This is a genomic window from Bradyrhizobium sp. Arg816, assembly GCF_029989365.1.
Classification (GTDB): domain Bacteria; phylum Pseudomonadota; class Alphaproteobacteria; order Rhizobiales; family Xanthobacteraceae; genus Bradyrhizobium.
Genome location: NZ_JAPRAQ010000008.1, coordinates 151,783 through 174,350, shown reverse-complemented (window position 1 = coordinate 174,350; position 22,568 = coordinate 151,783). Strand labels below are relative to the sequence as shown.

The following is a 22,568-nucleotide window of genomic DNA, read 5'->3' as shown; positions in this document are numbered from 1 at the left end:
AGAGGTCTCACCGCATCTGCCGCGCCGGCTCTATCAGCTCGGGCCGCGGTCCCGACAGGCGCTTGTGCATGTGGACCATGAACGCCATGCCGAAGATCGGCGTCGCCAGATTGACGATCGGGATCGAGACGAAGGCTGCAATGAAAAGGCCGGCGGTGAAGATGGTCGCCGCGTTGTCGCGCCGCAACGCCTTGGCGTCCTCCGGCGAGCGGAAGCGCATCGCGGCGAGCTCGAAATATTCGCGACCGAGCAGCCAAGCGGCGGCGACGAAGAAGATCAGGAATCCGGCACCGGCGAACAGGACCAGTGGCAAGGCCACCAGATAGACCACGAGCGTCAGCAGCGCGGTCTTGACGCCCTCGTAGATCGCCTGGCTGAACGGCAGCGCGGCGCCCGGCCGCTCGGCGGGATAGTGCTCCCGCTCGACGATGTCGGCGACGTCGTCGACGAACAGGCTCGCCACCAGCGAGGTGATCGCAGGCATCAGGAACACGCCGCCGAACACGACGCCGAGGCCCGCCGCGATCGAGACGATCCAGGCGAGGACCTCGAGCGAGGAATGCCAGCTCGGCCCGAGCAGGCCTTCCAGCCAGACCTCGCCATAGGTCGCAAACCAGCTCAGCAGCCGCTGCAAGCCGATCGCCAGCACGATGATCAGCACAAGTGCAAGCCCGATCGATCGCCACAGGATCGAGCGCATCGGCGGCGAGATCAATTGCGACAGCGCCTTTACGGCGGCATCCAGCATGCGAGTACCTCTCAGCAAAACCACCCGCGAGAGGTAGACACCTGAAGTCGCTTCGGCAAGGGTTCCCGACCCGCTCTGGCCTGCGGCTTTATCGCTTGAGCATGATCTCCGCGCAAACGCGTTCTGCGTGTGTCGCGAGGGAAAACCGCCTCACACTTTTCCGGATCATGCTCTAACGTTCCGCCGCGATGCTGGCCCAGCAGGTGATGGCGCTACAGACCGTGCTCCAGCGACCGAAACCCTTGTAGATCTGGGCGGCGATCTGCTCCTGCTGTTGCAGGGTGCCTTCGGCCTTGATCTGCGGATCGGAGACGTTGCGGATCGCGAGCCAGCGCGGTGCCTTGTCGCCCATCTCCTGCGCGACCAGGCCAAGGATGGCATCGCCCATTTCGGAGACGTCACCGAGTCCCTGGAGATGGAAGTGGTCGTCCGAGGTGTCGAAGCCGAAGAAGTCGGTGGTGACCACGGAGGAGGACAGGCCGCTCGGCTTCACGACGAAGATCTTCGGCGCCCTTGTGTTGTCCTTCGGCAATTGCTCGGCATTGGCCTTGAACAGCGTCTTGGCCTGCGCGAACTTCTTGGTCACGGCGGATCTGCTGGAAAAATGCTCCTGCGCGAACGGCTGCTTCTTGAACTTCGACAGGCAGTCGAAGCGAACGATCGGGCTGACGACGACGTCGCCGACCTCGAATTCCTTGCCGATGCCGCCGGCCGTGCCCGTGGTGATGACGAGCGTCGGCTGCACCTCGGTGATGATCTGGCGCCAGACGTCGATGTTCGGCAGTTGCGGGCCGTCCTGCGACATGTGCGAATCGGATTTGAAGATCACGACCTTCTTCTTGCCGATGGCGGTGGTCCAGTAGGTGCCGAGCCGTTTCAGCTCCTTGGCCGGACAGCCGTTGCGCATCTTCTTGGAGATGGCCGCGTAATTATGCGTATAGGGTACGTAATCGTTGCGGGAGTCCTTGCCCGGCGTCAGCACGCGGCTGAGGGCGTGGCCTTCGTCGACGGTCCAGGTCACGACCAGCACGTCGGCGCGCGGCAGCGGTCCCTTGCCGTTGCCCTTCGGCTTCGGCCCGGTTTGCGGCGCCAACCCCTTCGGCCAGGCAATGTCGGTGAAGCGCGACAGCCCGGTCGAGGTCGAGAAGGCCATGAACTCGCGGCCTTCGCTCGATTCGGAATCGAAATCGATGATCTCGCGCCGAAAGTCTTCGGTCGTGACCTTCGCGGATCTCTTCACCGCGCCCTTGGCCACGCGTTTCACCACGAAGGTGTCGGGCGGGGGCGGCGTCGTGATCGGATCGAAACCGAGATTTCTCTCAACCCATTTGCGGTCAGCACGCATCGCATTGTCTCCGCCAAATTGATTTTCAGACGTCTGATTCTGGCAAACGTCTTCCGTTGGTCGGCCAGACAAGCCAACAGTTGCAATTTTAAATCGAAATCCTTGTCGCCGAATGGTCGTGAATATTGACCGATTCCGTGTCGATCTGAGCCAGTTGGATGTTGCCTCTGCCAAACAAGAGGTTTGCTGAAAAAATATCGCTCAAAGCCTGAACCAATTTTGGCTTGAGATTACACCTATAGTTGAGGTGCGACAATCTGCCTTCCAATCACAAACGGAGGAAGTCATGGCAAGCTCGACCACGCGCGTGACGCTGGCGAACAGCGCACGGAAATTGCCGAAGGGAGCCAAGCTCGTCGGGGCGGCCGATCCCAAGCAGGAAATCGAGATCAGCGTCCGCCTGCGCGCGAAGCGTGCCGACGATGAGCAGGTGATGGCGCTCGGCGCGCAACCGCCGCGCGAGCGCCAGTATCTCTCGCGTGCCGAGTTCGGCGCAACGATGGGCGCTGATACCGCCGACGTCGCCAAGATCGACGATTTCGCGCATCACCACGATCTCAACGTCAAGAGCGTGCATCTGGCGTCCCGCACCGTGAAGCTGACCGGGACGGTGAAGGCAATGAGCGCAGCCTTCGGGGTCAAGCTCAACAAGGTCAGATACGAAGGCGCGATCCATCGCATGCGCAAAGGCAGCGTGCAGATCCCGGCCGAGCTCGCAGGTATCGTGGTCGGCGTGCACGGCCTCGACAACCGGCCGGTGGCGCAACCCCACTTCCGCCGCAAGCTGCCGCAGAAGGGCGCAGCCGCACGCGCCGCGCAGGGCGGCAGCTTCTCGGTCGATCAGATCGCCCAGCTCTACAATTTCCCGGGCGGCGAGACCGGCGCCGGCCAGTGCATCGCCATCATCGAGCTCAACGACATCGACCAGAAGGGCCATCCCACGGGCGCCGGCTACAAAACGTCAGATTTGCGCACCTTCTTCAAGAAGGCGGGCATCCCGATGCCGAAGATCGCACCCGCGAGCGTCGACGGCGGCGCCAACAAGCCCGGCCATTCCGACGCCGACGGCGAGGTCGTGCTCGACATCGAGGTGGCCGGTGCGATCGCGCCCGGCGCCAGGATCGTGGTTTATTTCGCGCCCAACACCACCAACGGCTTCATCGATGCGGTCAAGGCCGCCGTCCATGACACCGCGCGAAAACCTTCGGTGATCTCGATCAGCTGGGGCGGGCCGGAAGACCAGGAAGGCTCGCAGCAATTCGTCGACGGCCTGAACGAGGCGGTCCGCGACGCCGCCGCGATGGGCGTCACCGTCTGCGTTGCCTCCGGCGACAATGGTTCGGCCGACATGGGCGCGGACTGGGACGGCAAGCCACACGCGGATTTCCCGGCCTCGAGCCCGTTTGCACTCGCCTGCGGCGGCACCAATCTGAAGGCGCCGAACGGCGATATCAACGAGGTGGTCTGGAACGGCGGGCCGCGGGGCGGCGCAGGCGGCGGCGGTGTCAGCGTCGTGTTCCCGCGGCCGCAATACCAGGCTCAAGCCCATGTTCCGAAATCACCGACGCATCACAATGGCCGCGGGGTACCCGATGTTGCCGGCGATGCCGATCCCGCGACCGGCTACCAGATCTTCCTCAACGGCGTCGGCACCACCATCGGCGGCACAAGTGCGGTGGCGCCGCTGATGGCGGGGTTGATCGCGCGCATCAACGAGGCGACGACGAAGAAATTCGGCAAGACCGTCGGCTTCATCAACCCGCTGATCTACGCGTCGCACACGCAAGGCGTGTTCCGCGACATCACGATCGGCAACAATGACATCACCGGCGATCTGCACGGCATGTACAAGGCCGGCCCCGGCTGGGACGCCTGCTCCGGCCTCGGCGTCCCCAACGGCGAAGCGCTGCAGAATTTGCTCTCGGCGTGAGCTCCGGGTGACGGGGAGTCTCTGCGAGTCCAGCTGTTACCGCCCTTGCGGAGGCTCCCCCCTCACCCCGACCCTCTCCCCGCAAGCGGGGCAAGGGAGAACTACTCGTGCCGGTGTCCGTGCTTGCGCGCCCTCGCCTGCTTCCCTTCACCGGTCGGGATCATCACCACGCGGCCGTAGCGGACGCCGCGTTCGGCGATGATGTGGTCGGCGAAATGCCTGACCTCGCCGGCGTCGCCGCGCAGCGCCGTCATCTCCATGCAATTGTTGTCGTCGAGATGGACGTGCAGGGTGGCCAGCGCGAGGTCGTGGTGGCCGTGGAATTCCTGCACCAGGCGCTTCGAGAGATCACGCGCGGCATGGTCGTAGACGTAGACGAGGCCGGCCACGCAAGGGCCGGTCTGTGCGGTGTCCTCCGTGCTCTGTTGCAGGCCGGCGCGCGCGAGGTCGCGGATGATCTCGGAGCGGTTCTGGTAGCCGCGCGCTTCCGCCGCCGCGTCGATCTCCGCCAGAAGATCGTCCTCGATCGTGATCGTAATCCGCTGCATCAGGTCCTCTCCGCGTCTCGCCTGTGTCCCGTGAACCGTAGCCCGGATGGAGCGAAGCGCAATCCGGGACGGTGCCAATATGTGGGCAGGATCCCGGATTTCGCTTCGCTCCATCCGGGCTACGCAGTTCCTTCATAATTTCGTCGAGCGCAGCCGTAGCGCATTCCCGACCACGCTCACCGAGGACAGCGCCATCGCCGCCGCGGCGATGATCGGGGACAGCAGGATCCCGAACGCCGGATAGAGAATGCCGGCCGCGATCGGAATGCCGGCGGCGTTGTAGATGAAGGCGAAGAACAGGTTTTGCCGGATGTTGCTCATGGTCGCCTGCGACAGTCGTCGCGCACGCACGATGCCGGTGAGATCACCGCCCAGCAGGGTGACGCCGGCGCTCTCCATCGCCACATCCGTGCCGGTGCCCATGGCGATGCCGACCTCGGCGGCCGCCAGTGCGGGCGCGTCGTTGACGCCGTCGCCCGCCATCGCGACGCTGCGCCCGGCCTTTTGCAGCTTCGTCACCACCGCGCTCTTCTGGTCGGGCAGAACCTCGGCCTCGACCTCGGCGATACCGAGCCGGCGCGCCACCGCTTCCGCCGTCGTGCGATTGTCGCCGGTCAGCATGATGACCTTGATGCCCTCACCGGCCAGCGCTTTCAGCGCTTCCGGGGTCGAGGCCTTGACCGGATCGGCGATCGCGAACAGCCCGGCCAGCTTGCCGTCGACGGCCATGTTGATCACGGTGGCGCCGTCCTGGCGCATCCGTTCGGCCTCGGCATCGAGCGCTCCGGTGTCGATGCCGATCGACCCCAGGTATCTTGCGTTGCCGAGCACGATGCTCCTGCCGTCGATTATTCCGGTCGCGCCCTTGCCCGTCGGCGAGTCGAACTGTTCGACCTGAGCGAGGGTGAGTTGCTTCTCTTTCGCGGCGCGCACGATGGCGTCGGCGAGGGGATGCTCGCTGGCGCGCTCGACGCTGGCGGCAATGCTGAGGATGTCATCCTCCGCAAAGCCGGCAGCCGGAACGATCGCGACCACTTTCGGCTTGCCCTCGGTCAGCGTGCCGGTCTTGTCGACCACCAGCGTGTCGATCTTCTCCATCCGCTCCAGCGCCTCGGCGCTCTTGATCAGGACGCCTGCCTGCGCGCCGCGGCCGACGCCGACCATGATCGACATCGGGGTCGCCAGGCCGAGCGCGCAGGGGCAGGCGATGATCAGCACGCTGACGGCGGCAACGAGGCCGAACGCCAGCCGCGGCTCAGGTCCGAACCAGGCCCAGGCGGCGAAGGCGGCGATGGCGACGGCGATCACGGTCGGCACGAACCAGCCAGCCACCTGGTCGGCCAGCCGCTGGATCGGCGCGCGCGAGCGCTGCGCGTCCGCGACCATCTGCACGATCTGCGACAGCAGCGTCTCGCGACCGACCTTGTCGGCGCGCATGATGAAGCCGCCCGACTGGTTGAGCGTGCCGGCGATGACTTTCGCACCCGGCTCCTTGGTGACCGGCATGGATTCACCGGTGACGAGGGATTCGTCGAGCGCGGAGCGTCCCTCGAGGATAATTCCGTCGACCGGCACCTTCTCGCCGGGACGGACGCGCAAATGGTCGCCGGCGTGGAGCTGTTCGATTTCGACCTCATGCTCGCCGCCATCGGCATCGACGCGGCGCGCGGTTTTTGGCGCAAGCTGCAACAGCGCCTTGATCGCGCCCGACGTCGCGTCGCGGGCGCGCAGCTCCAGCACCTGGCCGAGCAGCACCAGCACGGTGATCACAGCGGCGGGCTCGAAATAGACGGCAACGGCACCGTCATGACCGCGGAAGGTCGCCGGGAAAATCTGCGGCACGACAGTCGCGACGACGCTGTAGACATAGGCGACGCCCGTGCCCATCGCGATCAGCGTGAACATGTTGAGGTTGCGGGTGACCAGAGACTGCCAGCCGCGGACGAAGAACGGCCAGCCGGCCCACAGCACGACGGGCGTGGCGAATGCGAGCTGGAGCCAGTTCGACAGCGCCGGATCGATCCAGTCGTGAGGGCCGGCGAGATGGCCGCCCATCTCCAGCACCACCGCCGGCAGCGCCAGCGCGCCGCCGATCCAGAACCGCCGCGTCATGTCGGCCAGTTCCGGATTGGGTCCGGTCTCCAGGCTCGCGACCTCCGGCTCCAGCGCCATGCCGCAGATCGGGCAGCTGCCGGGGCCGACCTGGCGGATCTCCGGATGCATCGGACAGGTGTAGATCGTGCCCGCGGGCATCTCGGGTTCGGGCGCCTTCTCTCTGGCGAGATACTTTGCGGGATCGGCGGCGAATTTGGTGCGGCAGCCGGCCGAGCAGAAATGGAAGGTCTCGCCGTGATGTGTGTGGTGATGCTTCGAGGTCGCGGGATCGACCGTCATGCCGCAGACGGGATCGAGGACTTTTGTCGCGGCGGCGCCGTGGTCATGGGCGTGATGCTGGGCATGGTCGCCGTGCCCGCCGCAGCAGGAGGACGCCGCGGGCTTGTCGGCTGGCGGAGCCGCCATGGGGGCGGCCTCGGGAGCAGCCTTGGGGGTGGCATTGGCGGAACAGCCGCATCCGGACGGTGTTTCCGACGTGTGATGGTGCCCGTGTTCGGCGTCGTTCATTGCCATGCTCCGGCCTTGCAACATATACCCTAGGGGGGTATATAGAGCGCATGCGCAAGGACATCAAGGCATCCGTCGGAAAACGTCTCGGCCGGATCGAGGGTCAGGTTCGCGGCCTCTCGAAAATGGTCGAGGAGGACCGCTACTGCATCGACATCGTGACGCAGATCTCGGCCGTGCGTGCCGCGCTGCGCCGGGTCGAGGAAGAGGTTCTGAAAGATCACGTCGCCCATTGCGTCGAGCACGCGATCGCGAGCGGCGACAAGGCCGATCAGCGCGAGAAGATCGCGGAGCTGATGGCGGTGATCGGGCGGGCGGAACGGTAGGCTCTCTCACCATCGTCATTGCGAGGAGCGCAGCGACGAAGCAATCCAGACTGCCTCCGCCGAGGGACTCTGGATTGCTTCGCTGCGCTCGCAATGACGGCGGAAAGAGCGGTGCAATGTCTCTCCCCGCGTTCGCGGGGACGACAGCGGGGCTACGCCGCCATCTCCTGCGCGCGTCCCCGTGCGCGGTACATCGCCAGTTCGTTCAGCAGCACAAAATGCTCGGAGCAGGTGGCGCCCATCTCCGCGGGTTGCGCGCTTATTTGCTCAGCCGGAATTTCACCCGGCGCCTCTTGGTCAATCGCTTCAGGAACGAGCGGCGGCGCACGGAGCGTTTCTGGAAACACACTGAATGTGCCCGCTACCTCCTCGAGCGGCTTCTGCTTGTCGGCCCAGTGGAGCGCTGTGTAGTCGAAGCCGTGCACGATGGTGGGTTTGACGACTTCGAAATAGGGCGAGATGTCGAAGTCGCGGGGCATGTAGAGCGAGGAATCGCGGATGTGCAGGATCTCGCGGCGGGCCGCGCGGCTGCCGGCCTTGGTGATCTTCGGCAGGATCGGATAGCGCACGGCATCGAAGGCCTGCGCGATCAGCGCCGAGCAGATGATTTTTGTCGGATCGCCCGATCCGATCGCGATCATGCGCCGCCGCCAGCGTTGCGGGATCGGCAGTGGGAACAGGAAGCGCATCAGGTCGATGATGTTCTTGGTGTCGTAGCCGAAGCCGATGCGGTTGATCGCATAGCGGCAGACCGTGGTGCGGTCCTCATAGGACAGCCCGACCGGGCGGCAGACGCGGGTGTGATACGGGAAGTATTTCGACAACGGCGCCGAGGTGACGCCCTCGCCGATATTGGCCTCGATCAGCACATGCGGCTCGCCGTTGGGCTCCACGGCGCCCTCGACCGGACCGACATAGAGCGCGGCATGGGACCAGGTCGACTGCGTCAGATATTTGATGATGCCCGAGATGCGGTTGTTGCCCTCGACCAGCAGCACGTCGCCGGGCTCGATGACGCCGCGCAGGTGCTCCGGGTCGCTCGGCGTGAACGGCTCGTAGCCCGGCACCTCCTTCGAGAGGTACGCGGCAATCAGCTTGCCGACTGAGTCCAGAACCGTCCCCATTTCAAACTCCCCCCACGGCCTTTTCCGGCCGTCTTTTTCCCTTCTCTATCATGGTCGAAACCTGTTGCAATTCGGTTCATCACTCTGTGAGATCAAGCACGATTGATTCACCATGATGGTTGCCGTGCAACACCAGATGCAGCAAGGTTCGCGGGCTGTTCCCATTCGCCGCAAGTTCCCGGAAACCATGACATGACAATCACGCGCCGCAGCTTCCTATCGGCGTCGGCGGCCCTTGCCGCGATGCCGGTCCTGCGCGCGACTGCCGCACCCCTGCCGCGCGAGGCCGACATCGTCGTGATCGGTGCTGGGGCGGCCGGAATTGCCGCGGCGCGGCGCATCATGGCGGCCAACCGCAAGGTCGTCGTCGTGGAAGCGGCATCCCAGATCGGCGGCCGCTGCGTCACGGACAGCACGACCTTCGACGTGCCGTTCGATCGCGGCGCGCGCTGGATGCACAATCCCGAGACCAATCCGATGATCCGGCTGGCGCGCAGTGCCGGGCTCGACGTCCTGCCGGCACCGACCGGCCAGAAGATGCGTATCGGCCGCCGCAATGCCCGTGCGGGCGAGACCGAGCAATTCCTGGCGGCGCTGGTTCGCGCCAACCGCGCCATCGACGACGCCGCGCGCGGCAAGCTGGATACCTCTTGCGCGTCCGTGCTGCCGAAGGATCTCGGCGACTGGGCCGGTGCGGCCGAATTCGTGCTTGGTGCGAGCTTTGCGGGCAAAGACCTCAAGGAGCTCTCAGCGATCGACAAGGCGCGTGCGCAGGACCGCAACACCGCGATCGCGTGCCGTCAGGGCCTGGGGACCCTGCTCACCAGGCTCGGCGAACAGGCGCCGGTGGCGCTGGCGACGCCGGTGAGCAGGATTGTCTGGAGCAATCGCGATGTCAGCGTGGAGACGTCATCCGGGAAGATCGCCGCACGTGCCGCCATCGTCACGGTCTCGACCAATGTGCTGACATCGGGCGCGATCAAGTTCGGGCCTGACATTCCCAAGCGCCCGCTCGACGCCGCGTCAAAGCTCACGCTCGGCAGCTACGATCGCATTGTGCTGCAACTGCCGGGTAATCCGCTGGGGCTGTCGCGCGACGACATCCTCATCGAGCAGAGCAATTCGACGCGCACGGCGCTGATGCTCGCCAATATCGGCGGCTCCTCACTGTGTTCGATCGATGTCGGCGGCTCGTTCGGCCGCGATCTCTCCGAGCAGGGCGAGAAGGCGATGGTCGCCTTCGCCAGGGAATGGATCACGAAGCTGTTCGGCAGCGAGGCTGCGGCCGCCGTGCAGAAGACCACCGCAACGCGCTGGAACGCCTCGCCCTTCGTGATGGGCGCGATGTCGGCGGCCTCGCCCGGCGGGCAGCTCTCGCGAAAAATCCTGACCGAGCCGATCGGCAACATGTTCCTCGCCGGCGAAGCCACGCACGAGACGCTGTGGGGCACCGTCGACGGCGCCTGGGAAAGCGGCGAGCGCGCGGCCGATGCGGCCTTGCGCAAGATCGGCGCGCTCAAGGACGAGCCGGCCGACGTGCCGACGCAGTCGACGAAGAAGCGCCGCGCCCCGCGGCAGCAGGCCAACTAGCGCAAAATCCCGTCCAGCACCGGCAGCCCCGCGATCACCGCCAGCGCGATCAGACCGTAGCAGATCGCGCGAAACAATTTTTCGCTGGCGCGGCCGAACAGCGACGCACCGAACGCGACGCCTATCGCATAGACCGGGCCGACGATCAGCGACAGCACCAGCGACTCGCGTGAGATCAGGCCGGTCGCCGCGTAGCTGACCATCGAGAAGAAATCCGACGCGCCGAAGAACAGCAGGATATTGGCGCGCGCGACGATCGGCGCGATGGGGCGGCCGAGCCAGTAGCCGACGATCGGCGGGCCGCCGGTCTGCGCCAGACCGCTGCAGAAGCCCGAGAGGCCGCCGATGCCGACCGAGAGCCAGGCGTGGTCCTTGCCGCGATAGCGCCAGCCCGACAGCAGCAGCAGCAACAGCGCAGCGACGAAGCAGGAGATGATCCAGCGCGTGGTGACGGGCTCGAGCACGCTGAGGAAATAGGTGCCAACCGGCACGCCGACCAGCGCGCCGAGCACGATCACCGCGGTGGCCTTGCGGTCCGCCTTCCGCCACGCGTCGGGCAGCAGCGGCAGGGCCGCGACGAAATCGATCACCAGGAGTAGCGCGGCAACGAGACGCGGCGCCGCGATGCTGCTCGCCAGCGGCATGAAGATCAGCGCCGAGCCGAAGCCGGAGAAGCCGCGCGCGGTGCCCGAAAGGAAAGCGACGGCGCAGAGCGCCATCGCAATGGTGAGGCTGACGTCCTTCGGAAGAAAATCCGCAAGGGTCATCCGCGCAAGACGCCGCCGGTCTTCTTCGTGACCTCCGCCACGATCTTCGCGGCGACGGCCTCGATCTCCTGGTCGGTCAGCGTCTTCTCGCGCGGCTGGATCGTCACGGCGATCGCGATCGACTTCTTGCCGTCATCGATGCCCTTGCCCTCGTAGACGTCGAAGACATTCACGCCGGTGATCAGCTTCTTGTCGACGCCTTGCGCGGCGCGAACGATGTCGCCGGCCTTTACGGTGCGGTCGACAATGAAGGCGAAGTCGCGCGTAACAGGCTGGAAGGCCGACAGCTCGATCACGGGCTTGGCGCGGGTCGGCTTCTTCTTCGCCTCGGGGATGCGGTCGAGAATTACCTCGAACACCATTAGCGGGCCGTCGGCGCCAAGCGCCTCGAGCGCGCGCGGATGCATCTCGCCGAAATAGCCGAGCACGTTCTGCGGGCCGATCTGGATCGTGCCCGAGCGACCCGGATGCAGCCAGGCTGGTCCGCCCGCGACGATCTGCAGCGCCTGCATTGGCGCACCGGCCGCGGCGAGCACCGCGAGCGCGTCGGCCTTGGCGTCGAACAATTCGGCCTGCGCCGAACCCGACCAGTGCCGTCCCAGACCTTCGGACGAGGCAAAGCCGCGGCGCACGCCGCTGGCCGCCATGAACTGATCCTGCGGGCGGTCGCCTTTGAACACCTGGCCGACCTCGAACAGCGCGACATCGCCAAAGCCGCGATCGGCATTGGCCTGCGCCGCTGCGATCAGACCCGCCAACAGCGTCGGCCGCATGTCGGAGAGATCCGAGGCGATCGGGTTGGCCACTTCGAGCTCGCGCTGGCCGCCGCCGAACAGGGTTGCCGCTGACTTCGTGATGAAGGACCAGGTCACCGCTTCGATGATGCCGCGGCTCGCGAGTGCGCGCCTGGCGCGACGGGTGCGGAGCTGGAGCGGCGTCAGCACCGGCTTGCGGGCGTCCTCGCCGCGCTCGAACGGCGTCATCGGCACCTTGTCGACGCCGTAGATGCGCACGATCTCCTCGACGATGTCGGCCTTGCCATGCACATCGGTGCGCCACGAGGGCACCGCGACCTTCACCACCGGACCCGGGCCGGCCATCATGAAGCCGAGATGGGTCAGGATGCGCTTCATCTCCGGCTGCGGCACCTCGATGCCGGAGAGCCGCTTGACCTCGGTGACCGGAAAATCGATCACGCGGTCGTCGCCGAAGGCCTTGCCGACCACGATGTTCTCCGACGGCGCGCCGCCGCACATCTCCATCACCAGCTTGGTCGCGAGCTCGAGCCCCGGCACCATGAAGGCCGGATCGACGCCGCGCTCGAAGCGGTAGCGCGCGTCCGAATTGATGCCGAGCTTGCGGCCGGTCTGGGCGATGTTGATCTCGTTCCACAGCGCCGATTCGATCAGCACGTCGGTGGTGTTCTCGTCGCAGCCCGAGGCTTCGCCGCCCATGATGCCGGCGAGCGATTCGACGCCGTGCTCGTCCGCGATCACGCAGATGGCGGGATCGAGATTGTAGGTGCGGCCGTCGAGCGCGAGCAGCGTCTCGCCATCGCGGGCGCGGCGCACGACGAGATTGCCCTTCACCTTCTTGGCGTCGAACACGTGCAGCGGGCGCGCGCGGTCGTAGGTCATGAAGTTGGTGATGTCGACCAGCGCATTGATCGGACGCAAGCCTATCGCGGTCAGCCGCTTCTGCAGCCATTCCGGCGACGGCCCGTTCTTCACCCCGCGCACGAGGCGCAGCGCGAAGCCGGGACACAGCGTGGCGTCCTCGACCGCGACCTTCACGGGACAGGGGAATTCGCCCTTGATCGGCTTGATGGTGGGGTCCTTGAACTTGCCCATGTCGGCGGCGGCGAGATCGCGTGCGATGCCGTGCACGCCGGTGCAGTCCTGCCGGTTCGGCGTCAGATTGATCTCGACCACGGGATCGCCAAGACCCGCCCATGCGGCGTAAGCAGCGCCGATCGGCGCATCCGCCGGCAGCTCCATGATGCCGTCATGGTCGTTGGAGATCTGGAGTTCGGCCGCCGAGCACAGCATGCCGCGGCTCTCGACGCCGCGGATGGTGCCCACACCGAGCGTGATGTCCTTGCCGGGAATGTAGGTCCCCGGCGGCGAGAACACGCTGACCAGGCCCGTGCGCGCATTCGGCGCGCCGCACACGACCTGCACCGGTGCGCCACCATCGCCGGTGTCGACCATGCAGACGCGCAGGCGATCCGCGTTCGGATGCTGCTCGGCCGAGATCACCTTCGCGATGGTGAACGGCTTCAGCGCCTTCACCTTGTCCTCGATGTTCTCGACCTCGAGCCCGATCATGGTGAGCTTGTCGGCGAGCTTTTCCAGCGGCTCGTCGGTGTCGAGATGATCCTTCAGCCAGGAGAGGGTGAATTTCACGAGCTCAGTCCTCCCGCAAGCGTCGGCACTTCGAGCGGCTTGAAGCCGTAATGGGACAGCCAGCGGACGTCGCTGTCGAACAGCTGGCGCAAATCGGCGATGCCGTATTTCAGCATGGCGATGCGGTCGATGCCCATGCCCCAGGCAAAGCCCTGGTACTCGTCGGGATCGATGCCGCAGGCGCGCAGCACGTTCGGATGCACCATGCCGCAGCCGAGAATCTCGAGCCAGTCCTCGCCCTCGCCGAAGCGGATCTCGTCCTTGCCGCGGCGGCACTGGATGTCGACTTCCAGCGACGGCTCGGTGAACGGGAAGAACGACGGCCGGAAGCGCATGTTGATGTGGTCGACCTCGAAGAACGCCTTGCAGAACTCGTGCAGGATCCATTTGAGGTGGCCGAGATGCGAGTGCTTGTCGATGACGAGGCCTTCGACCTGGTGGAATTGCGGTGTGTGGGTCGCGTCCGAATCGATGCGGTAGGTGCGGCCCGGGCAGATCACGCGGATCGGCGGCTTCTGGGTGAGCATGGTGCGCACCTGCACCGGCGAGGTGTGGGTTCGAAGCAGCATGCGCGAGCCGTCCTCCTTCGGATGGAAGAAGAAGGTGTCGTGCATCTCGCGGGCGGGATGGCCTTCCGGAAAATTCAGCTTGGTGAAGTTGTAGTCGTCGGTCTCGATGTCGGGGCCTTCCGCGACCGAGAATCCCATGTCGGCGAAGATCGTCGTCAACTCGTCCCAGACCTGGCTCAGCGGATGGATGCGGCCGGCTTCAGTCGGCGCATCGCGCAGCGGCAGGGTGACGTCGATGGTCTCGGATGCGAGCCGCGCATCGAGCGCCGCCGACTTCAGCACGTCGCGCCGCGCGGCGAGGGCCTGGGTGACCTCGTCCTTGGCCTGGTTGATCGCCGCGCCTTGCGTCTTGCGCTCGTCCGGCGACATCTTGCCGAGCGTTGCAAGCAAGGCCGAGATCGAGCCCTTTTTGCCGAGGGAGGCAACGCGAACGGCTTCGAGGGCGGCTTCGTCCCCGGCAGCACTGATCTGCGCGAGGATGGATTGGACGAGACTGGCGAGGTCGGACACGGTCGGATCCTTTCAAAACGCTGCCGGTTGTGGCCGCAGCCGGGCCGGAACGTCAAGCCGTATAGCCGTCGTAAATGCAGGGCATTTGAACCCTATAGGCATGGCTGGCACCAACCTGAAGTCGAGGGAGAGGACGATGCGTTTACGATCCTGGGTGGTCGGCTTGAGCTTGGTTCTTTTGGGAAGCGCGGCTCACGCCGCGGAGGAATGCCCGGCCAAATCGACGTCGATGGATGACATCATCGCGGTCCTGAACGCGGCGCCGAGCTGCGACCGTGCCATGACGCTGTTCGATGCTTGCGCATACGGCGCCAGCGGCGACGTGCAATTCGGCGAAGCGGTCGAGAAGAAGTGCGAGGCCGATTTTGTCGGCCGGCTGAGAACGCCGCAGAAGCTCAGCTATCAGCGCGAGTTGCGGGTCTGCGACCGGAAGTACCGGAACAAGTCCGGCACCATGTATATCTCGGCCACGGCCTTCTGCCGGGCAGAGGTCGCCCAGCGTTACTCGCGACGTGCGCTGAAAGCCGGCGGAGCCGGCCGTTAGTGCTGGGCTTGCTCTGAAGCAGCCTCTTAGGCCGCCAGCGCGGCCTTGGCCTTCTCGGCGATCGCCTGGAACGACGCGGGCTCGTGGATCGCGAGATCCGACAGCACCTTGCGGTCCACGGTGATCCCCGACTTGGCGAGACCGTCGATAAATCGGCTGTAGGTCAGGCCGAACGGACGCACAGCGGCGTTGAGACGCTGGATCCAGAGCGCGCGGAATGTCCGCTTCTTGCGCTTGCGATCACGGAACGCGTACTGCTGGGCCTTTTCCACGGCCGGCTTGGCGGCGCGGATGGTGTTCTTGCGGCGGCCATAGAAACCCTTGGCGGCCTTGTAGACTTTCTTGTGCTTGGCGTGGGCGGTCACACCGCGTTTGACGCGAGACATGACAAAATCCTTCAGAGATGACTTGGTTTTCGGATCGCCGCGCTAGCGCGGCGGAGGTGGCAATGATCTTCGACGATCTTGGACGCGATCAGGCGTTCGGCAAGAAGTACTTCTTGACGTTGTCGCCGTCGGTCTTGAACAGCACGCGAGTGCCGCGCAGCTGACGGATCTGCTTCTTCGTCCGCTTGATCATGCCGTGACGCTTGCCGCGCTGGGCGTGCATCACTTTGCCGGTGGCAGTCACCTTGAAGCGCTTTTTAGCGCCCGATTTGGTCTTCAGCTTGGGCATTTGGCTCTCCTAATGGCCACAGAAATCCGCCCGCGAAGGCGGCTGGCCGTCAAAAATGCTCGTTAGAGCGTTGATTGTGCTCAGGTTTTACGAACAAGCGCGAAACCCGCACGGACACCGCCACGGCAGCCCTTAATCAGCCGGGCGATGAAGGCTGGGCTTATGACAGAGGACAAGCCAAATGGCAACGCTGAACCGCCGAAACCTGCCCGGCGACTATTCGGAGTTACCACCCATATGTCCAAGCCGTGTCGCCTGGAGCAGGACCAAAATGGCCCATTTTTCCCGATCGCTTTCGTCTTTGACGGACCTCGCCCGCCCGCGCCGCCTGGCGCTGCTTGCCGTGCTTGCCACGGCCGCGCTGCCCTCGACCGCGGACGCCCGCATGGGCAGCTATGACGGCATCTGGAACGTCACTTTCGCCACCACGCGGGGCAATTGCAGCTCCGGTTACAGCGTCCCGTTCACCGTCACCGGCGGCCGGGTGTCATCTGCCGGCGGCGGCCGGGTCTCCGGCACGGTTCATCGCGGCGGCGCCGTCGCGGTCCAGGTCTCGGTCGGCGCGTCCCACGCCAGCGGAGGCGGCCGGCTCGGCGGGATGGCCGGTGCAGGCTACTGGAACGGCATCATTTCCGGCGACCGCTGCAGCGGCACCTGGCAGGCGACGCGGTCCTGATACAGAAACGGCCCGCCGGAAATCCGGACGGGCCGTTGAACTCTCAGTCCTGAAAAGCGGACGTCAGCGCGGCGCCAGCACCATGACGACCTGACGGCCCTCGAACCTGGCGTCCTGCTCGACCTTGGCGAGCTCGGCGACGTCGTTCTTGATCTTGTCCAGAAGCTTGGTGCCGATCTCCTGGTGCGCCATTTCGCGGCCGCGATAGCGCAGCGTGATCTTGACCTTGTCGCCCTCTTCGAAGAACCGCTGCATCGCGCGCATCTTCACGTCGTAATCGTGGTCGTCGATCATCGGGCGGAGCTTGATCTCCTTGATCTCGACGATCTTCTGCCGCTTGCGGGCTTCGGCGGCCTTTTTCTGGGCGGAATACTTGTACTTCCCGTAGTCCATGATCTTGCAGACGGGAGGGCTGACATTCGGCGAAATCTCGACCAGATCCATGCCAGCTTCCTGGGCCATGCGGATGGCCATGACGGTTTCGACCGTGCCCTTGTTGTCACCGGTCTGATCGATCAGCTGGATTTGCGCATTGCGAATATCATCATTGATGCGCGGCCCGTCTTTGCTGGCAACGGGCGGGGCTTTATTGGGACGGCGAATGGGTGGTTCTCCAAAGTTGTGAAAGAGGCGGCTAGTCTGAAGGAAGATGCGTTTGCGGGCAAGCAAGTCGCGCGTGCGGGAGGCGAAAAAGCCTCAAATGCGAGGCATTTTGGTCACGCCCGTGGGCACGCTGCAGGACATAGACACCTTGCTTCTGTTCCGCAAGCGTCCCAAAGGGCCAATACCAATGCTGGGCTGCGCCGCGGAACACATCCAGACAGCTCAAACCGAACAACCAGAGTAAACGTTCCATGACCAATGCAATTCCCGAAGCCGTGCTCGGCTTCATCGATGTGGGCGAGGGCCCGTCCGCACGCAGGATCGCGGTGCGCAGCCGCGCCGGTCGAGGACCTGGACTGGTCTGGCTCGGCGGGTTCAAGTCGGACATGCAGGGCGGCAAGGCCGTGGCGCTGGATGCCTGGGCTGCGGACCATGGCCGCGCCGCAGTCCGGTTCGACTATTCCGGCCATGGCGAATCCGGCGGCGCGTTCGCCGATGGAACCATCGGAAGCTGGCTCGAGGACAGCGTGGCGGTGTTCGAGCGGTTCTGCGACGGCCCGCAGGTTCTGATCGGTTCCTCCATGGGCGGCTGGATGGCGCTGCTGCTCGCGCGCGAGATCAGGAAGCGGGCCAGTAAGGCCTCGCTGGCGGGCCTGGTGCTGATCGCGCCCGCGCCCGATTTCACCGAGGAGCTGATGTGGAAGAATTTTTCCGCCGCGGTGAAGAAAGAAATCGAGACCAAGGGCTTCTGGCTGCGGCCGTCGGACTATGGTGACGGCTCGCCCTATCCGATCACGCGGAATTTGATCGAGGAGGGCCGCAATCATCTGGTGCTCGGCAGCGCCATCGATCTCGGCTGTCCCGTCCGCATCCTCCAGGGCGCGCAGGATCCGGATGTGCCCTGGCAGCACGCCTTCGCGCTGACGCATCGCCTGCCGGCCGATGACGTGGTGCTGACCATGATCCAGGACGGCGATCACCGCCTCTCCCGTCCGCAGGACATCGCCCGCATTCTTGCCGCGGTGGCTGAGATCGGGTGAAGTGTCTCTGATCAGTCGGTGTCATCGTCCGCCTTGTGCGCAATTGCGCACTGGGGCGGACGATCCAGTATTCCACCAGCGGTCGTGATTGAGCCGATGGGCCGCGGCGTACTGGATGCCCCGCCTTCGCGCGGCATGACGAATAAGGGAAGCAACGCCAATGACCACCACCACCATGCTGCGCGCCTTCTGCGACGCCGTCGAGCAGCGCAACGGCAAAGCGTTCGCCGAACTGTTCACCGAGGACGGCGTCTATCACGACGTCTTCTACGGCGCCTTCGAAGGCCGCTCCAAAATCGCAGCGATGGTCGACGACTGGTTCTATCGCACGGCGACCGATTTCCGCTGGGACATGCATGATCCCGTAACCGACGGCACCACGCTCTATGCGCGCTACACCTTCAGCTATCGCTCGACCTTGGCCGAAGCGAACGGCGCGCGGGCGATGTTCGAGGGCGTCGCGATCATGACGCTGCGCGACGGCAAGATCGTGAGCTATCACGAGGTCGCCAACACCGCGCCGGCGTTCGTCGATCTGAAGTTTGCGCCGGAACGGATTGCGAAGATCGTCGGCAAGCAGGGCGCCGAGCTGAAAGCGCGGCCGGAGATGAAGCGGCATCTGGCGTAATGCACCACTCTCTCATTCCCTCCCCCCTTGCGGGGGAGGGGCAGGGAGCGCAGCTGCGCAAGCCGCTGATGTCTGTGATGCCCAGTTACGGTGACGGTTGCTTCGCCATCGGCTTGCGCTGCGCCAGTGCTGCGACCGTCGCGGTACCGATCGGGCCCTGCTCGTCGTAGAGCCAGCATTCGCCGATCGCGACACCATCGGTCGCCTGGTGATTGACCACGTCGAAGCCGATCCAGTTCGTCACCGGCAGGCGGTGCAGATAGATCGTCACGTCGCTGTTGATGTAGCCGAGCCCCTTGTCGCCGGCGTTCGCAAAGGGGCTCGCGTAGTCGGCACCAACAGCGACATGAACGAACGGCGTCATCGGCGCACCGGCCACCAGCTCGCGCACCTCGCTCATCCAGAGCCGGCGCGGACCGAGCGAGCCCATATGGCCGACGATCGGCCGCGTCGTCCATTTGCCGTTCATGCCGAGCCTGGGATCGGTGGGTTTGGGAATGTCGTCCGGCTTCGGCGCGTCCCAGTTCGGCGGCGACCAGACGTTGCCGTCCGGATTCTGCGTTTTGCGCAGCAGCTGGCACGAGGCACGCGCCATGCTGACGCCGCCGGAGACAAATTCGGCCTCGACCACGCGAATGCGTAGTCCGTCGCGCACCAGCCGCGTCGTTACCTCGATCGGCTTGTCGATGGTCGGCAGCCGAAACATGTCGACCGTGAGCCGCGCCGGCACGAATTCTGGGCCGGAATGGCGCTCCTCGATGGCGAAGCCGAGCAGGCCGACGATGACGCGTCCGTGCAGCGATTTCGGATCCCAGGGACCGTTGGCCACTTCCGTCGGATGGAATGTATCGCCGTCGCGGGTGAAGAAAGGCATGTTTGTCATGACGCGCGACTTTGAGGAAAGCTGCGGGGAAATCAAGTGTGGTGGCAGCGGGCGCGGCAGCCACAACAACCGCTGTCATCGCCCGGCTTGACCGGGCGATCCAGTACTCCGAGACGGTTGTGGTTCAATCGATGAGCCGCGGCGTACTGGATGCCCCGCTTTCGCGGGGCATGACACCGAGAATTAGGAAACGGTTTGCCACTCCTCACGCACGCTGTCGTCCTGCTCGCCGGCAATCGCGTTCGTCTTGATCGCCGCGAACTCTTCATCGGGCACCAACTGCCCCAGCGCCCACACCGCAGCGCCACGCACCAACGCGCTCTCATCGCCGAGCAATCGTCGCACCTCCCCCACCAACTCCGCATCCCCGGAGTTGCCAATCGCGATCAGCACATTCCGCAAAAAGCGGTCACGGCCGATGCGCTTGACCGGCGACTTCGTGAACAGCGCGCGAAACGATGCATCGTCGAGCCGTGCGAGTTCGGCAAGCGACGGCGCGCGCAATTCGTCGCGCGCGGCGAGCTTTGCCTCGCGCCCCTCCTGCGCGAACTTGTTCCAGGGGCAGGCCGCAAGGCAATCGTCGCAGCCATAGATGCGGTTGCCGATGGCGTTGCGAAACTCGTGCGGGATCGGTCCCTTGTTCTCGATGGTCAGATACGAGATGCAGCGCCGCGCATCGAGCTTGTAGGGCGCCGGAAACGCCGACGTCGGGCAGATGTCGAGGCACGCCTGGCATGAGCCGCAATGATCGATCTCGGCGTCGTCGCGCGGCAGCTCGAGCGTCGTGTAGATCGCGCCGAGGAATAGCCAGGAGCCGAACTCGCGTGAGACGAGATTGGTGTGCTTGCCCTGCCAGCCGAGATGCGCGGCTTGCGCCAAGGGCTTTTCCATCACCGCCGCGGTGTCGACGAACACCTTGACGTCCGATGGCGCCGTCGCGACCAGCCAGCGCGCCAATGCCTTCAGGCGCTTCTTGATGAGGTCGTGATAGTCGTCGCCCTGGGCATAGACCGAGATCGCCGCGCGCGTGCGCTGCTGCAGGATCGCGAGCGGATCCTGGTCGGGCCCGTAATTGACGCCGAGCATGATGACGCTGCGCACGTCCTGCCACAGCCCGCGCGGATCGACGCGGCGCTCCGGCTGTGCTGCAAGCCAATCCATGTCGCCATGGCCGCCCGAAGCGATGAATTCAAGAAAACGCTTTCCGGCGCTTTCGATCGTGCCGGATGCGGTGATGCCGATGCAGTCAAAGCCGAGCGCGCGTGCCTCGTTTGCAAGCGCCGCCTTCAGTTCGGTCGGATCCGAGTTCAGAAATCCAGGTCCACGTAGGTCCGCGACGCCGGCACGCCCGCCAGCCATTCGCTCAGCAGCGGGCGGAACGACGGGCGGGATTTCACCCGCGCGTACCACGCCTTTGCTGCGTCGTCCTCGCTCCATGGCACGTCGCCCAGATAGTCGATCGCCGAGAGATGCGCCGCGGCGGCGAGATCCGCGTAGGTGAGCCGGTCGCCGGCGAGGAAGTTCCGCGTCTGCGCCAGCCAGCCGATATAGGCCAGATGATAGCGCACGTTGGCCTTGGCGGCTCGCATCACGTCGGCCGAGGGTGCGCCGCCGCCGTTCTCCTCGCTCATGAAGCGCTTGTAGATGCGCTCGGTGACCAGGGGATGCGAGACCTCCTCGAAGAATTTCTCGTTGAACCAGGCCATCAGCCGGCGCACCTCGACGCGCTCGGCGACCGTTTCCGGCATCAGGCGCTTCGGTCCCATGTCGGCGCCATAGGCCTCGTCGACATATTCGGCGATGATCGCCGCGCCGGGTATGGGCGATTGTTCCTTGTCCACCAGGACGGGCGTGGTACCGGCCGCATTGAGCAGCAGAAATGCCTCGCGCCGCTCCCAGCTGCGCTCTTCGACCAGCCGCAATTCGAGCCCGTATTCTCCCGCGATCAGGCGGATGAAACGCGAATGCGGGCAGAACGGGTGATGAAACAGCGTAAACATGAAGCCTTTGACTATTTGATGGTGATTAAGAATCCATCAATGTTTGTGCGGCGCCACACTAGTCCTTCAAAACCGCGAGGCAAGGGCGCGATGCCGCATTTTGCGATTGCGAGAGAAGGACGAATAGGCGAGAAGAGCCCCGCTTTTCCAGCGGAAATGGACCGTAAATATGTCAGACGCAATACGGGCAGTGATCCTCGGCATCATCGAGGGTGTGACCGAGTTCCTTCCCGTGTCCTCGACCGGCCACCTTCTGCTCGCGGAGCGCTTCTTCCATCTCGGCGAAGGCGCGTTCTGGGATTCGTTTACCGTTCTGATCCAGCTCGGCGCGATCCTTGCGATCGTCGTGCTGTACTTCAAGAAATTGTGGGACGTCGCGATCGGCATGTTCACCGGCGACGCCTATGCGCGCCGTTTCGTGATCGGTGTGCTGGTGGCGTTCCTGCCCGCGGTCATCGTCGGTCTCGTTGCCGGCAAATACATCAAGACCCTGCTGTTCAATCCGTGGGTGGTGTGCTTCTCGCTGATCGTCGGCGGCGCCATCCTGCTGTGGGTCGATCGGCTCGATCTCAAGGCGCGCGAGCATGACGCCACCCGCTTTCCGCTGCTGATGTATCTCTATATCGGCATCGCGCAGTGCATCGCGATGATCCCGGGCGTGTCGCGCTCCGGCGCCAGCATCGTCGCCGCGATGTTTCTGGGTGCCGACAAGCGCGCGGCGGCGGAGTTCTCGTTCTTCCTCGCCATCCCCACCATGATCGGCGCGTTCGCCTACGATTTCTACAAGAACCGCTCCGAGATGACGATGGACCACATGGGGATCGTCGCGATCGGCTTCGTGGTGTCGTTCATCACCGCGATCATCGTGGTGAAGACGTTCTTGGGATACGTCACCCGCCACGGGTTTGCGGTGTTCGCCTGGTGGCGCGTGATCGTCGGCACGCTCGGCCTGATCGCGCTGGCGCTCGGCCGTTAACCTTAGAAACGCTTTGAGCCCGTAGCCCGGATGGAGCGCAGCGTAATCCGGGGCCGGCA

At 64.9% G+C, this 22,568-nt stretch carries 22 protein-coding genes; 8 read left to right on the top strand and 14 right to left on the bottom strand.

Going from position 1 to position 22,568, the window contains the following annotated elements:
- Positions 1–7: 7 nt before the first annotated feature.
- Both OWC48_RS21235 and OWC48_RS21230 read right to left on the bottom strand, forming a co-directional pair.
- The gene (locus tag OWC48_RS21235; protein ID WP_282521706.1) at positions 8–748 is read right to left on the bottom strand and encodes a sulfate transporter family protein; all 741 of its coding nucleotides are present in this window, start codon (positions 746–748) and stop codon (positions 8–10) included.
- Positions 749–920: 172 nt separating this feature from the next.
- Positions 921–2,093 (bottom strand): hypothetical protein, encoded by a 1,173-nt coding sequence (locus tag OWC48_RS21230; protein WP_282521705.1) that lies wholly within the window; start codon positions 2,091–2,093, stop codon positions 921–923.
- Between the two features lie 286 nt (positions 2,094–2,379).
- Between OWC48_RS21230 and OWC48_RS21225 the strand changes: the two genes are divergently transcribed.
- Positions 2,380–4,023: a protease pro-enzyme activation domain-containing protein gene (locus OWC48_RS21225; protein ID WP_282521704.1), complete on the top strand. Its 1,644-nt coding sequence runs from the start codon at positions 2,380–2,382 to the stop codon at positions 4,021–4,023.
- A 101-nt stretch (positions 4,024–4,124) separates the two neighbouring features.
- On the opposite strand, the gene nikR is transcribed toward OWC48_RS21225, so the two are convergent.
- Both nikR and OWC48_RS21215 read right to left on the bottom strand, forming a co-directional pair.
- Positions 4,125–4,571, bottom strand: a complete 447-nt coding sequence (gene nikR / locus OWC48_RS21220) for a nickel-responsive transcriptional regulator NikR (protein ID WP_282521703.1) — start codon at positions 4,569–4,571, stop codon at positions 4,125–4,127.
- Between the two features lie 132 nt (positions 4,572–4,703).
- Positions 4,704–7,193, bottom strand: coding sequence for a heavy metal translocating P-type ATPase (locus OWC48_RS21215; RefSeq protein WP_282521702.1), 2,490 nt, complete (start codon positions 7,191–7,193; stop codon positions 4,704–4,706).
- A 50-nt stretch (positions 7,194–7,243) separates the two neighbouring features.
- Here OWC48_RS21215 and OWC48_RS21210 point away from each other — a divergent pair, with 50 nt between their 5' ends.
- Complete coding sequence (locus OWC48_RS21210) at positions 7,244–7,519, top strand: metal-sensitive transcriptional regulator (protein WP_007598521.1); 276 nt, start codon at positions 7,244–7,246, stop codon at positions 7,517–7,519.
- A 152-nt stretch (positions 7,520–7,671) separates the two neighbouring features.
- On the opposite strand, the gene OWC48_RS21205 is transcribed toward OWC48_RS21210, so the two are convergent.
- Positions 7,672–8,643, bottom strand: a complete 972-nt coding sequence (locus OWC48_RS21205) for a YiiX/YebB-like N1pC/P60 family cysteine hydrolase (protein ID WP_282521701.1) — start codon at positions 8,641–8,643, stop codon at positions 7,672–7,674.
- A gap of 192 nt (positions 8,644–8,835) precedes the next feature.
- Between OWC48_RS21205 and OWC48_RS21200 the strand changes: the two genes are divergently transcribed.
- Entirely contained in the window at positions 8,836–10,233 is a 1,398-nt protein-coding gene (locus tag OWC48_RS21200) for an NAD(P)/FAD-dependent oxidoreductase (protein WP_282521700.1), read from the top strand.
- Here OWC48_RS21200 and OWC48_RS21195 read toward each other — a convergent pair.
- The 3 genes from OWC48_RS21195 to pheS are packed head-to-tail and all read right to left on the bottom strand — an operon-like array spanning position 10,230 to position 14,484.
- Positions 10,230–11,000: a sulfite exporter TauE/SafE family protein gene (locus tag OWC48_RS21195; protein WP_282521699.1), complete on the bottom strand. Its 771-nt coding sequence runs from the start codon at positions 10,998–11,000 to the stop codon at positions 10,230–10,232. The two genes, OWC48_RS21200 and OWC48_RS21195, sit on opposite strands and share 4 nt — an antisense overlap.
- Entirely contained in the window at positions 10,997–13,405 is a 2,409-nt protein-coding gene (pheT, locus tag OWC48_RS21190; protein WP_282521698.1) for a phenylalanine--tRNA ligase subunit beta, read from the bottom strand. Before pheT ends, OWC48_RS21195 begins: the two co-directional genes overlap by 4 nt.
- Positions 13,402–14,484, bottom strand: a complete 1,083-nt coding sequence (pheS, locus tag OWC48_RS21185) for a phenylalanine--tRNA ligase subunit alpha (protein WP_282521697.1) — start codon at positions 14,482–14,484, stop codon at positions 13,402–13,404. Before pheS ends, pheT begins: the two co-directional genes overlap by 4 nt.
- A 136-nt stretch (positions 14,485–14,620) precedes the next feature.
- Between pheS and OWC48_RS21180 the strand changes: the two genes are divergently transcribed.
- On the top strand, positions 14,621–15,028 hold the full coding sequence (locus OWC48_RS21180; RefSeq protein WP_028148823.1) for a hypothetical protein: 408 nt from the start codon (positions 14,621–14,623) through the stop codon (positions 15,026–15,028).
- 26 nt (positions 15,029–15,054) lie between these two features.
- Here OWC48_RS21180 and rplT read toward each other — a convergent pair whose 3' ends face one another.
- Both rplT and rpmI read right to left on the bottom strand, forming a co-directional pair.
- Complete coding sequence (rplT, locus tag OWC48_RS21175; protein WP_014490867.1) at positions 15,055–15,414, bottom strand: 50S ribosomal protein L20; 360 nt, start codon at positions 15,412–15,414, stop codon at positions 15,055–15,057.
- 88 nt (positions 15,415–15,502) lie between these two features.
- Positions 15,503–15,703, bottom strand: coding sequence for a 50S ribosomal protein L35 (rpmI, locus tag OWC48_RS21170; protein ID WP_008539890.1), 201 nt, complete (start codon positions 15,701–15,703; stop codon positions 15,503–15,505).
- A 271-nt stretch (positions 15,704–15,974) separates the two neighbouring features.
- Between rpmI and OWC48_RS21165 the strand changes: the two genes are divergently transcribed.
- Entirely contained in the window at positions 15,975–16,379 is a 405-nt protein-coding gene (locus OWC48_RS21165) for a hypothetical protein (protein ID WP_282521696.1), read from the top strand.
- Between the two features lie 63 nt (positions 16,380–16,442).
- Here OWC48_RS21165 and infC read toward each other — a convergent pair whose 3' ends face one another.
- Entirely contained in the window at positions 16,443–16,982 is a 540-nt protein-coding gene (infC, locus tag OWC48_RS21160; RefSeq protein ID WP_071917037.1) for a translation initiation factor IF-3, read from the bottom strand.
- 251 nt (positions 16,983–17,233) lie between these two features.
- Here infC and OWC48_RS21155 point away from each other — a divergent pair, with 251 nt between their 5' ends.
- Together OWC48_RS21155 and OWC48_RS21150 are read left to right on the top strand one after the other, a co-directional pair.
- Positions 17,234–18,022: a carboxylesterase gene (locus OWC48_RS21155; protein WP_282521695.1), complete on the top strand. Its 789-nt coding sequence runs from the start codon at positions 17,234–17,236 to the stop codon at positions 18,020–18,022.
- A gap of 160 nt (positions 18,023–18,182) precedes the next feature.
- Positions 18,183–18,650, top strand: coding sequence for a nuclear transport factor 2 family protein (locus OWC48_RS21150; RefSeq protein ID WP_282521694.1), 468 nt, complete (start codon positions 18,183–18,185; stop codon positions 18,648–18,650).
- A gap of 85 nt (positions 18,651–18,735) precedes the next feature.
- Here OWC48_RS21150 and OWC48_RS21145 read toward each other — a convergent pair whose 3' ends face one another.
- The 3 genes from OWC48_RS21145 to OWC48_RS21135 form a co-directional block, all read right to left on the bottom strand.
- Positions 18,736–19,533: an acyl-CoA thioesterase domain-containing protein gene (locus tag OWC48_RS21145; protein WP_282521693.1), complete on the bottom strand. Its 798-nt coding sequence runs from the start codon at positions 19,531–19,533 to the stop codon at positions 18,736–18,738.
- Between the two features lie 183 nt (positions 19,534–19,716).
- The gene (queG, locus tag OWC48_RS21140; RefSeq protein ID WP_282521692.1) at positions 19,717–20,892 is read right to left on the bottom strand and encodes a tRNA epoxyqueuosine(34) reductase QueG; all 1,176 of its coding nucleotides are present in this window, start codon (positions 20,890–20,892) and stop codon (positions 19,717–19,719) included.
- Positions 20,841–21,533: a glutathione S-transferase family protein gene (locus OWC48_RS21135; protein WP_063980220.1), complete on the bottom strand. Its 693-nt coding sequence runs from the start codon at positions 21,531–21,533 to the stop codon at positions 20,841–20,843. Before OWC48_RS21135 ends, queG begins: the two co-directional genes overlap by 52 nt.
- A 169-nt stretch (positions 21,534–21,702) precedes the next feature.
- Here OWC48_RS21135 and OWC48_RS21130 point away from each other — a divergent pair, with 169 nt between their 5' ends.
- Complete coding sequence (locus OWC48_RS21130) at positions 21,703–22,509, top strand: undecaprenyl-diphosphate phosphatase (RefSeq protein ID WP_282521691.1); 807 nt, start codon at positions 21,703–21,705, stop codon at positions 22,507–22,509.
- Positions 22,510–22,568: the final 59 nt, after the last annotated feature.

Bases quoted from the DNA above. Each gene is read 5' to 3' on its own strand.
- OWC48_RS21235 (WP_282521706.1), bottom strand. From the start codon at position 748: ATGCTGGATGCCGCCGTAAAGGCGCTGTCGCAATTGATCTCGCCGCCG.
- OWC48_RS21230 (WP_282521705.1), bottom strand. From the start codon at position 2,093: ATGCGTGCTGACCGCAAATGGGTTGAGAGAAATCTCGGTTTCGATCCG.
- OWC48_RS21225 (WP_282521704.1), top strand. From the start codon at position 2,380: ATGGCAAGCTCGACCACGCGCGTGACGCTGGCGAACAGCGCACGGAAA.
- nikR (WP_282521703.1), bottom strand. From the start codon at position 4,571: ATGCAGCGGATTACGATCACGATCGAGGACGATCTTCTGGCGGAGATC.
- OWC48_RS21215 (WP_282521702.1), bottom strand. From the start codon at position 7,193: ATGAACGACGCCGAACACGGGCACCATCACACGTCGGAAACACCGTCC.
- OWC48_RS21210 (WP_007598521.1), top strand. From the start codon at position 7,244: ATGCGCAAGGACATCAAGGCATCCGTCGGAAAACGTCTCGGCCGGATC.
- OWC48_RS21205 (WP_282521701.1), bottom strand. From the start codon at position 8,643: ATGGGGACGGTTCTGGACTCAGTCGGCAAGCTGATTGCCGCGTACCTC.
- OWC48_RS21200 (WP_282521700.1), top strand. From the start codon at position 8,836: ATGACAATCACGCGCCGCAGCTTCCTATCGGCGTCGGCGGCCCTTGCC.
- OWC48_RS21195 (WP_282521699.1), bottom strand. From the start codon at position 11,000: ATGACCCTTGCGGATTTTCTTCCGAAGGACGTCAGCCTCACCATTGCG.
- OWC48_RS21180 (WP_028148823.1), top strand. From the start codon at position 14,621: ATGCGTTTACGATCCTGGGTGGTCGGCTTGAGCTTGGTTCTTTTGGGA.
- rplT (WP_014490867.1), bottom strand. From the start codon at position 15,414: ATGTCTCGCGTCAAACGCGGTGTGACCGCCCACGCCAAGCACAAGAAA.
- rpmI (WP_008539890.1), bottom strand. From the start codon at position 15,703: ATGCCCAAGCTGAAGACCAAATCGGGCGCTAAAAAGCGCTTCAAGGTG.
- OWC48_RS21165 (WP_282521696.1), top strand. From the start codon at position 15,975: ATGGCCCATTTTTCCCGATCGCTTTCGTCTTTGACGGACCTCGCCCGC.
- OWC48_RS21155 (WP_282521695.1), top strand. From the start codon at position 17,234: ATGACCAATGCAATTCCCGAAGCCGTGCTCGGCTTCATCGATGTGGGC.
- OWC48_RS21150 (WP_282521694.1), top strand. From the start codon at position 18,183: ATGACCACCACCACCATGCTGCGCGCCTTCTGCGACGCCGTCGAGCAG.
- OWC48_RS21145 (WP_282521693.1), bottom strand. From the start codon at position 19,533: ATGACAAACATGCCTTTCTTCACCCGCGACGGCGATACATTCCATCCG.
- queG (WP_282521692.1), bottom strand. From the start codon at position 20,892: ATGGCTGGCGGGCGTGCCGGCGTCGCGGACCTACGTGGACCTGGATTT.
- OWC48_RS21135 (WP_063980220.1), bottom strand. From the start codon at position 21,533: ATGTTTACGCTGTTTCATCACCCGTTCTGCCCGCATTCGCGTTTCATC.
- OWC48_RS21130 (WP_282521691.1), top strand. From the start codon at position 21,703: ATGTCAGACGCAATACGGGCAGTGATCCTCGGCATCATCGAGGGTGTG.